This is a genomic window from Ruminococcus sp. CAG:330, from assembly GCF_000437175.1.
Classification (GTDB): domain Bacteria; phylum Bacillota; class Clostridia; order Oscillospirales; family Ruminococcaceae; genus Ruminococcus_C.
Map to the genome: position 1 here is coordinate 204 of NZ_FR898087.1, position 9,247 is coordinate 9,450.

8 protein-coding genes are annotated in these 9,247 nt (G+C 54.6%); 4 read left to right on the forward strand and 4 right to left on the reverse strand.

Features of this window, described 5'->3' with window-relative positions; translation table 11 throughout:
* Positions 1 to 1,915: tetratricopeptide repeat protein (locus QZL66_RS09955; RefSeq protein ID WP_293614955.1), on the forward strand; the 1,915-nt coding region annotated here is incomplete at its 5' end.
* Between the two features lie 99 nt (positions 1,916 to 2,014).
* Here the strand turns inward: QZL66_RS09955 and QZL66_RS09960 are convergent.
* The 3 genes from QZL66_RS09960 to QZL66_RS09970 form a co-directional block, all read right to left on the reverse strand.
* Positions 2,015 to 2,866 (reverse strand): hypothetical protein, encoded by an 852-nt coding sequence (locus tag QZL66_RS09960; RefSeq protein ID WP_022411568.1) that lies wholly within the window; start codon positions 2,864 to 2,866, stop codon positions 2,015 to 2,017.
* A 258-nt stretch (positions 2,867 to 3,124) separates the two neighbouring features.
* A complete protein-coding gene (locus QZL66_RS09965; protein ID WP_022411569.1) occupies positions 3,125 to 4,450 on the reverse strand; it encodes a sensor histidine kinase in 1,326 nt (441 codons plus the stop codon).
* 13 nt (positions 4,451 to 4,463) lie between these two features.
* Positions 4,464 to 5,207, reverse strand: coding sequence for a LytR/AlgR family response regulator transcription factor (locus QZL66_RS09970; protein ID WP_022411570.1), 744 nt, complete (start codon positions 5,205 to 5,207; stop codon positions 4,464 to 4,466).
* Positions 5,208 to 5,529: 322 nt separating this feature from the next.
* On the opposite strand from QZL66_RS09970, the gene eno reads away from it, so the two are divergent.
* From eno to QZL66_RS09985, 3 genes are all read left to right on the forward strand, one after another.
* The gene (eno, locus tag QZL66_RS09975; protein ID WP_022411571.1) at positions 5,530 to 6,828 is read left to right on the forward strand and encodes a phosphopyruvate hydratase; all 1,299 of its coding nucleotides are present in this window, start codon (positions 5,530 to 5,532) and stop codon (positions 6,826 to 6,828) included.
* Between the two features lie 21 nt (positions 6,829 to 6,849).
* On the forward strand, positions 6,850 to 7,164 hold the full coding sequence (locus QZL66_RS09980) for a hypothetical protein (protein ID WP_293614960.1): 315 nt from the start codon (positions 6,850 to 6,852) through the stop codon (positions 7,162 to 7,164).
* A 235-nt stretch (positions 7,165 to 7,399) separates the two neighbouring features.
* Complete coding sequence (locus tag QZL66_RS09985; RefSeq protein ID WP_022411572.1) at positions 7,400 to 8,206, forward strand: class B sortase; 807 nt, start codon at positions 7,400 to 7,402, stop codon at positions 8,204 to 8,206.
* 5 nt (positions 8,207 to 8,211) lie between these two features.
* On the opposite strand, the gene QZL66_RS09990 is transcribed toward QZL66_RS09985, so the two are convergent.
* Positions 8,212 to 9,247: lipid II flippase MurJ (locus QZL66_RS09990; protein ID WP_293614962.1), on the reverse strand; the 1,036-nt coding region annotated here is incomplete at its 5' end.

Here is a 9,247-nt window from a genome sequence, read left to right on the forward strand (position 1 = left end):
CTATCGCTCGGGAATCGGGACGGTGCGCAATGACAGCCGTTTTGTCCTGTGGATTCAGCGGGCAGTGCGGGACGGCGACAGCAATGCGCAGACCTATCTGGGCAGCTATCTGCTGGAGGGTATCGAAAATGTGCTTCCGCAGGATGTGACGCATGGCATACAGCTTCTGGAACAGGCGGTATTGCAGGAAAATGCGGATGCCATGCTGATTCTGGGGCGCTGGCTGGTGGAACAGAATGACGGCAGACCGGAACAGCAGCAGCGTGGCTTTGCGCTGCTCCAAAAGGCGGAGAGCGCCGGAAATCCGGATGCGCTTTGTGAGGTGGGCTGCTGTCTGCTTTACGGTGTGGGAACACCGGCAAATCAAAAGCTGGGGCTGGAAAAATTGCGGCAGGCGGCGGAAGCCGGCATCTCGGTGGCGCAGGAGGTGCTGGGAACCTTTTTGATTCATACGAACGTCGAAAAAGCGGAGGACGTACGGAAACAGGGCGTGTACTGGCTGACCAAGGCCGCCGAAGAGGGAAGCCTCTCGGCGCAGCGGGAGCTGGGCTGCGGATACCTGTATAACGGCGACATTGAGGTCAATTTCTCCGAGGCGGAAAAGTGGCTGACACGTGCCGTAGAGGGCGGAGATATGGAATCCTGCGCATCGCTGGCGTACCTGTATCTGGAGGGACAGACAGCACGCTCCAGCCTGAAAAAGGCTGCCCGTGTCTTGCAGCTCGGCACAGAACGCGGCGATCATATGTGTATGACGCTGCTGGCATGTTTCTATCAGGACGGCATCTGTGTGCCGAAGGATCCCGAAAAGGCGTTCGCCATGTTTCAGGAGGCATCCTCCGACGAAATGAGCGCACGGTTTCACGTGGCGGAGTGCTATCTGTCCGGTTCTGGTGTGGAAAAGGACGAGGCGTTCGCATTGCAGTGGTATCGGGAGATCCGAAAGAGCCTGCCCATTGACAACATTCTCATCAACGAGTGTCACGTGATGGACGGCATCTCGGACACATCGAAAAAACGGGTGCAGCAGTTCCTGCGGAGAGCGGCGGAGGAAACCGGTAACGCCAAGGCGCAGTATGCCTTGGGCATGTGCCTTTTGAATCAGGGCAATCCCGTGCCGGCAGACGATGCCGAGGCAGCTGCCTGGCTTCAGAAAGCGGCAGATCAGGGGCACGCCCACGCCCAGACACAGCTGGGAATCTGCTATCTGGACGGCATCGGCATTCCGGAAGATCCGGAGAGAGCCGTGGAGCTGTTTGAAGCGGCATCGGCAGTGGGCGAGCGGGAGGCGACGTTCCAGCTGGGCAGCTGCTACCGCTTTGGCATTGGCGTGGATACCGATCTGGAGGAGGCTGTGCGTCTGCTGCGTATTGCGGCAGGAGAGTCCATGAAGATTCCTTGCACGCCCAATGCGTCTGCGCTGTATGCCCTCGGTGTCTGCTACGAGAACGGGGACGGCGTTCCGGTGGATACGGATAAGGCGCTGGACTATCTGAAACGTGCAGCGGATATGGGCAGCGCCGATGCCCAGTGTGAGCTGGGCTACTACTATTTCGATTCCGAGGAGAACTACGGAAAAGCACTGGAGTGGTTTCAGAAAGCGGCAGATCTGGGAAATCCCAACGGACAGTATATGGTGGGGATCTGCCACTTCAAAGGCGATGACGGCGAAGAGGACGAGATTGCCATGGACTGGTTCGAAAAAGCGGCGGATAACGGGCATGATGAGGCGCAGTATATGATGGGCTTCTGCTATTTCAACGGCATCGGCACCGATCCGGATGAGGACGAGGCTGCCTACTGGCTGCGCCTGGCGGCGGCGCAGGGACATGAGGATGCCAAGCAAATGCTGGAGGATTATATGCTGGGAGAAGCCGATGAGGACGACGATGATGATACCGGCAAACCGGAATAATTGCCGGCGCATCAGACAGGATGCATGACTTATCGATAGAAAAAACAGCTCGCTCCGAATGCGTTTCGGAACGAGCTGAACTTATGTCATATGTTTTGTTTACGATTCCCGCTTATCGTGGGCGGAGATGTCGTTTTGGGAGAAAACCGGCACGGGTGCAGCGTCCTTTTCGAACTGCATGTTTTCCGTATAAATGTAATCGATGATGCTGTGGGAACTGTCATATCCCTCATATTGCATTAAAATCCCTGTTTCCTGATCGACAAAAATTTCGAACTGGGATACGGCATCCTGTTCGGTTGCCGGAATGGTACCAGTGACAACGGCGCAGGCACGATTCTGGCAGGCTCTGGTCTCCCGAATCTGCCACTGTTCAAAATCGGCGAGATACCGCACTGCCAGCGACTGCGGAAAAAGACTGATGCTCACTTCCGGAATCCGGATGGGATCGGTGCGCATGTCCTTCTCGTCCTGCTGCTGACTGGCGGGCTGAATCCGGTCGGTTTTGTCGGTGATGTCTGTGCAGATCACCTTGCCGTCTTGGGCATAAACAATTTGGTTTCCGCAGTCCGACCAGTCCGTCGGGTTGTGGAAGGAGATTTTCGCATAGGAACAGTCCTGCATCAGATCGCAGGAAAATTCCACGGTCTGGATGCGGTCATCGCCGGTTTTGGAGTCGATGATTTTTCCGGAGATCTGGCTGAAATAGTCCACGGAGTTCCGCATTTTATGATACAGCTCTTCCTTCGAAATGGGTGTGAGCAAGAGAGGATTGGATTCTGTCAGGGAATTCGGCGGGGAAGCTGCGGGGGCGGTTTGCATGGTCTGGGATGTCGTGTCCGTTGCTGTTATAGAAATGTCCTGTGTGGATGCCATGGTGCAGCCGACTGCCAGAAATGTCAGTGCGGTCAGAGCTGCGACAATTGAGTACACATGGATTTTTTGACGCATAAAGATAACGTGCCTCCTGCTTAGAATCTGTCCCCAAAAATGTGAAACAGGCTCTTGGGTTCAAAGATGACAACAAGCCTCTGTTCCAAGCCGAAGCGGAATAGAAGCCTATCGTTTTTCTGCCATTTATTGTATCTCAAAATGCGGGGAATTGCAAGGGCTTTTTCACGAATGACAATTATTCTGCCTGAACGACAAAAAGAAGTCTGGATTTTCCAAGAAAATCCAGACTGTTTTCATTTGCTTTCGCCTGACTGGCTATGCCCGCACCGGACACGGTTCCGGAATGGGAAGCGTGATTTGCGCCGTAAAGGTGTGCGCCTCCGGACGGGGCTTGACCTGAAAGATGCCGTCGTATTTTTCCACAGTGCTGCGGATGCTGGTGAGTCCGATGCCGGTGTGGTCGGGTTTGGTGGAGTGCAGCTCTGTGCCGCAGCGGTTGAGAATGCCGTTGAACTGGTTGGCAAAGGCAATGGTGACAAAGTGATTGATCTGATGCATCTGAATGTGGATGCGCCGCTGTTCCGGCGGAACGGTGCAGTTTGCGGCAATGGCGTTATCCCAGAGGTTGGAGAAAATCGCCGTGATGTCGCAGTCCTCCAGAAATTCCAGCGGAAGATCTTCGATGTCCGTGGAAATGTGAATGTCCGCCTCCTCCGCCTCCGAGATTTTCTGCCCCATGACAATGCTGAGAATGGGGTTGGTGCAGTGAAATCCCTGGAACAGGTTGTTGACGTTCTGGTACAGCTCCTGAAAATAGGGCTGTGCCGCAGTGGCGTTTTCCTGCTGAAGCAGTCCCTCCACCACGGCGAGATGCTTTTTCATGTCGTGGAGCAGGATGCGGGAGTCCTGATAATTCTTCCCCAGCGTCCGGTAATAGTCCAGCTGGATCTTGTTCTGTTTTTTCGCCAGCTCCAATGCGGTTTTTTCCTGCTGGATGCGGGAATCCTGATAGATGACGAAAGCAGCATAGATGTCTACGCACAGAAATCCTGTTATCGCCAGAAGCAGCCAGATGGTGTCCGTGGAATCCTCCATCATCTGCATCATTGCCTCCAGCGCAAAGACTTCGCCGACGATCAGCCCGATGAGAAAACAGATCTTTTGCAGACTCAGCGTGACGGCTTTGTATCGGAGGGTGAGCATGGTGAAAATCTGGTAGGCAAAGAGAAAGAGCAGGACGTTGATGCTGCAGCAAAGCAGGGAGAGGGTGTTGGACTGCTGGACTTCTGCGATGCTGTGGTGGCTGAGAATCGCCGGCAGCAGGATGGAAAACGGGTCGCAGAACAGGCAGACCAGCACGTATGGCATGACTCGGACGAACGCCTGCTGAAAATTGCAGCGGTACAGCGCCAGACAGAGCACAAAGAGGGAAACGGTGGTGTAAAGTAAATTTAACAGCGGAATGTCCAGCAGATTGACCGCCCGCATGAGAACCATTGCGCTTACAAATGCCGCAGGGTAGAGGAACTGCTGCTGGAAGCGTGGCGTGAAGCAGTGAGCGTCATAGTGCCATGCCACCAGATAGATGGAAACAGCAATGCTGCTTTGCAGCAGAAACATGAGAACAGGGGAAATTGTCATGGGAAAGACCTCCTCACAGCAGAGCATGGGGGATGCTGTTGTTTTGGCTCTGCATGTAGTCGCTGAGTTTTCTGCGGAATTGGGTGCGCTTTTTCTGTGCGAGGGGAAGAAATTCCCCGTCTGTCATGATGATATCATAATAGTTCACGATATTTTGAACGTAGCGGAAATTGACGATGCAGCAGCGGTGGGGCATGTCGAACTGCGCCGGATCCAGCTGCGCATAGATGGAGTTCAGGGAGTCCCTAACCACGTACTGTGCGGATGTGGTGTGGACAATGACACGCCGCTTTTCGGTGCAGAGAAAATAACAGATCTCGTCCACACGCTGCTGGATCTCTCCCGCCTCCACCTGAAGCGGAATCGTCCTGGCATCCTGCGGCGGAACGAGCCGGAGAAAATCCCGAAGCGTCTGGAAAACCCGTGTCTCCGGAAAGGGCTTTTCAATGAAGTCAAAGGCGTGTACCTGATAGGCGTGGCGCCAGTAGTCCGGATAGCTGGTGACGTAGACAATGGGAACCTTGAGGAATGTCTCCCGTTTGCGCAGTTCCTTTGCGGTTTCAATGCCGCTCATGGGGCTCATTTCCACATCCAGAAAGATCAGGTCATAGTGCTGGGATGCGTTCAGCAGCGCAGCGCTGTCGGAAAAAACATCGGTTTGTACCGGAATCTCCTGCGTCTGTGCAAACAGGGAAATGCAGCGGCGCAGATTTTCTGCGTCCTCTCGCTGGTCGTCGCAGACAGCAAACGTAAACATGGGGGACACCTCCTCGTGAGAGTCTGTGCGGAATCGGCGACAGGGGATATTTGCCAGATTCCGCATCTATATTATATCAGATTTTGTGCAGGCTGTCAAGAAAGTACCTCAATTCAAGGGGCTTTTGCTTCGGCATGAAAAAAATGCTTGACAGGCGGGGGCAGAGTATGGTATACTGTTTTTAGGTTAGTCGTCACTAACCTATTTGAATGAATCATACAGACTTCTTTTCTGCTGTGGCAGAAATGCGGGCTGTCCCGAAAGACTGACTTCCTTTCGGGACAGCTTGTCTGTAACTTATCCATCAAAGGAGATCAGCATCATGAATTATTTGGAAATTGAAAAGGTTATCGGAAGAGAGATTCTGGATTCCAGAGGAAACCCCACTGTAGAGGCTGAGGTATATCTGATCGACGGTACGGTCGGCAGAGGTACTGCCCCCAGCGGCGCATCCACCGGCGAGTTCGAAGCGCTGGAACTGCGTGACGGCGACAAGTCCCGTTATCTGGGCAAGGGTGTCACCAAGGCAGTGGAGAACATCAATACCATCATCAACGAGGTTCTGGCGGGCATGGATGCCTCCGACATCTACGCTGTGGATAAGGCAATGATCGATGCAGACGGCACCAAGGACAAGTCCAAGCTGGGCGCCAATGCCATTCTGGCAGTGTCCATTGCTGCTGCAAGAGCTGCATCTATCGCACAGAACATTCCGCTGTACCGTTTTCTGGGCGGCATCTCCGGCAATCGTCTGCCGGTGCCGATGATGAACATTCTGAACGGCGGTGCTCATGCCACCAATACGGTAGACACACAGGAATTTATGATCATGCCGGTTGGCGCACCGACCTTCAAGGAAGCACTGCGCTGGTGTGCAGAAGTATTCCACAATCTGGCAAAGATCCTGAAGGCAAAGGGTCTGGCAACCTCCGTTGGCGACGAGGGCGGTTTTGCACCGAACCTGTCCAGCGATGATGAGACCATCGAAACCATTCTGGAGGCGGTAAAGGCTGCCGGCTATGAGCCGGGCAAGGATTTCATGATCGCAATGGACGCTGCTTCCTCCGAGTGGAAGAGCGAAAAGGGCAAGGGTTTCTATCACCAGCCCAAGTCCGGCAGGGATTTCACTTCGGACGAGCTGATCCAGCACTGGGCAGATCTAGTAGAGAAGTACCCGATCATCTCCATCGAGGATGCTCTGGATGAAGAGGACTGGGAGGGCTGGCAGAAGCTCACCGCAAAGCTGGGCGGCAAGGTGCAGCTGGTTGGCGATGATCTGTTTGTTACCAACACCGAGCGCCTGTCCAAGGGTATCTCTCTGGGCTGCGGCAACTCCATCCTGATCAAGCTGAACCAGATCGGTTCTGTTTCCGAGACACTGGAAGCCATCAAGATGGCACACAACGCCGGCTACACAGCAATTTCCTCTCACCGTTCCGGCGAAACCGCGGATACTACTATTGCCGATCTGGCAGTAGCACTGAATACTTGCCAGATCAAGACCGGCGCACCGAGCAGAAGCGAGCGTGTTGCCAAGTATAACCAGCTGCTGAGAATCGAAGAAGAGCTGGGCGCAAGCGCAGTATATCCGGGCATGGATGCATTCCACGTTTCCAGATAAGAAAGCTGTCAAAAAGAGCAGATGAAGAAACCCCTGCGGTATGATGATGCCGTGGGGGCTTTTGCTTTGTGCAGAGAGGGATGCTGTAACAAAAAGCATCGTGCAAAAACAGAACGATTTCAGAATCGTTACCTTATAAGGCTGCTCCAGCTGAGCGCAGCTGGCGAGGTGTTCTTAGAGGGCACGTGCCCTCTAAGTCGCCGTCCGCAGACGGCGAAATCCCTGCGCCATGTTCTGGCGCACGGAGAAGGTGGGTTAGAAAAGCGACAGCTTTTCGAGGGCGGAGCGAACAAGACCGCTCCGCCCTGTGTCCCGCTTGCTGTACTGGTGTTTTGAAAACGTTCCGGTGGAACGTTTTCAACGAAATTTCTTTTTCTGAAATTGGCGGGACACAGCACATCATGTCCCGCCAAACCATACATCGCTGTCGTTCCCTGCCACAATTGCAACCAAATTTCGAAAAAAGCTTGACATTGTTTCAGAAAAAGGCTATACTAAAATGTATCAGAGTCTATCCTGACTCAAAGCGCCGGTGCGCCGGCAGAGGATTTTTGTTCTGGGGAAGTGTATCATGGCAATCAAACGGATCAAACAATTGGAAAAAGTACTGATCGGAATCGGCATTGCCCTTGCGGTAGTGGTGATCATCTGTCTGATCGTATTCGCCGGTGCGGATAAAGTGTCTGCGCCGGATGCGATTCCGATCCTGACAACAACGGAAACGACAACCACCACAACGACAACCACCACAGTTACCACAACCACCACAGTGACATATGATTACCAGATGAAGCTGGATATGGCAAAGGTTAAGCAGCATCACGAGGTCAACAGCGACGTAGTGGGCTGGATCTACATTTCGGATACCGTTGTGGACTATCCTGTGGTACAGGGTGAGGACAATGCATTCTATATCGACAAAGACTGGCAGAAAAATCCCAGCAGCTCCGGTTCGATTTTTGAGGACTTCCGGGGCAAAATCGGAAAGACGGAGAACACCCTGTTCTATGGGCATAACATGGCAAGCGGTGCGATGTTCGCTGCGATCCGCAGCTTCCAGAGCGAGGAGTTCGGAAAGGCGCACCCCTACTTTGAGGTGGCGTCGCTGGATAAGCGCTATCTGTACCGCATTGTGGCTTGTTCCGTGCTGAACGGAGAGACGGGGGCGAAGTTCGAGTACTGGAATCAAATCACACTGAATAAGATGGAGTTTGAGAAGTACATCAAGGATATTCGGGAGACGGCGATGGTCTGGTATGCGCCGGAGAACGATCCGCCGGCGTTTGGAGACAAGATGATTGCCCTGCAAACCTGCAATTCCGGTGCGGATGACGGCATTCGCTGCGTGTTGTTTGCCCAGTGCCTTGGAGAATATTAACCACATCAAGACGTGCTGCGGAGTGTTCCGCAGTGCGCCTTTTTTGGCTGCAGCAGCCGAAACAGCTGTAATATCGCCAGATAGACCGTTCCGCCCGCCAGTGTGCACACCGCAACGGTGCACAGATTCCCGTGGGGCAGCAGCCAGTTCCGGCAGACCAGGACAGCAGCGCAGCAGCCGGCGGATGCCAGCACAATGGGAAAGAGCGCAGCGCACAGATGCAGGGGCTGCCCCAGAATACGGCGCAGTCCCAGCAGAATCAGCAGGAGCAGCAGCAGATAGCAGGCGGAGGTGGAGATTCCTGCGCCAATGATGCAAAATTCCGGACGGGGAATCAGCAGGAGATTTCCGGCGAGCTTGACGGCGACTCCTGCCAGCATGCACAGAACCGGAAAAGCAGCACGCCCGATGCCCTGCAAAATGCTGCAAAGAGGAACGGTCAGACACAGGCCGACCATGCCTGCCAGCAGTGCCTGAAGCGCCTGCGCAGCGAGAGCTGCCTCTGCCGGACGGCTGCTGTAGAGGATGTGCATGACCGGCTGCGCCAGAAGCCCCAGCCCGCATGCCGCCGGAAGTGCCATGGCAGCGGATGCTGTGAGAACGGAACGGGTGTGCTGCACAAGTGCCGTGGTGTCCTGCCGAATCCACAGGGCGGCGGCGCAGGGCAGGGCGCTCTTTCCCAGCATATTGGTGACGGAGGGCACCAGATTAAACACGGTGATTGCCATGCCGGTGAAAGCGCCGTAGACAAATGCCGGAAAGTCCTGACTCGCTGCCAGATCGCCGTAGCGTGCGGTGAGTGCGGGGAGATGGTAGAACTGCACGTGTCCCAGACAGCGCATCATGGTGACCAGATCCAGCAGAGAGGTGAGGTTGGTCACCAGCGATCCCAGCGCCACGGGAATCATGACGTACAGCAGACGCTGGAGAATCTGGCGGGCAGATGCCGGCGTATCCGTTCCGGCAGGAAGCCGGTTCCGCTGGCACAGACTGCGCAGGACGAAGTACAGCCAGCCAATGGCGGTGGACAGTGTGACACCC

Excerpts from the sequence above, each read along its gene's own strand:
- QZL66_RS09980 (WP_293614960.1), top strand. The coding sequence starts at position 6,850 with ATGAAGAAACCCCTGCGGTATGATGATGCCGTGGGGGCTTTTGCTTTG.
- QZL66_RS09965 (WP_022411569.1), bottom strand. The coding sequence starts at position 4,450 with ATGACAATTTCCCCTGTTCTCATGTTTCTGCTGCAAAGCAGCATTGCT.
- QZL66_RS09970 (WP_022411570.1), bottom strand. The coding sequence starts at position 5,207 with ATGTTTACGTTTGCTGTCTGCGACGACCAGCGAGAGGACGCAGAAAAT.
- QZL66_RS09960 (WP_022411568.1), bottom strand. The coding sequence starts at position 2,866 with ATGCGTCAAAAAATCCATGTGTACTCAATTGTCGCAGCTCTGACCGCA.
- eno (WP_022411571.1), top strand. The coding sequence starts at position 5,530 with ATGAATTATTTGGAAATTGAAAAGGTTATCGGAAGAGAGATTCTGGAT.
- QZL66_RS09985 (WP_022411572.1), top strand. The coding sequence starts at position 7,400 with ATGGCAATCAAACGGATCAAACAATTGGAAAAAGTACTGATCGGAATC.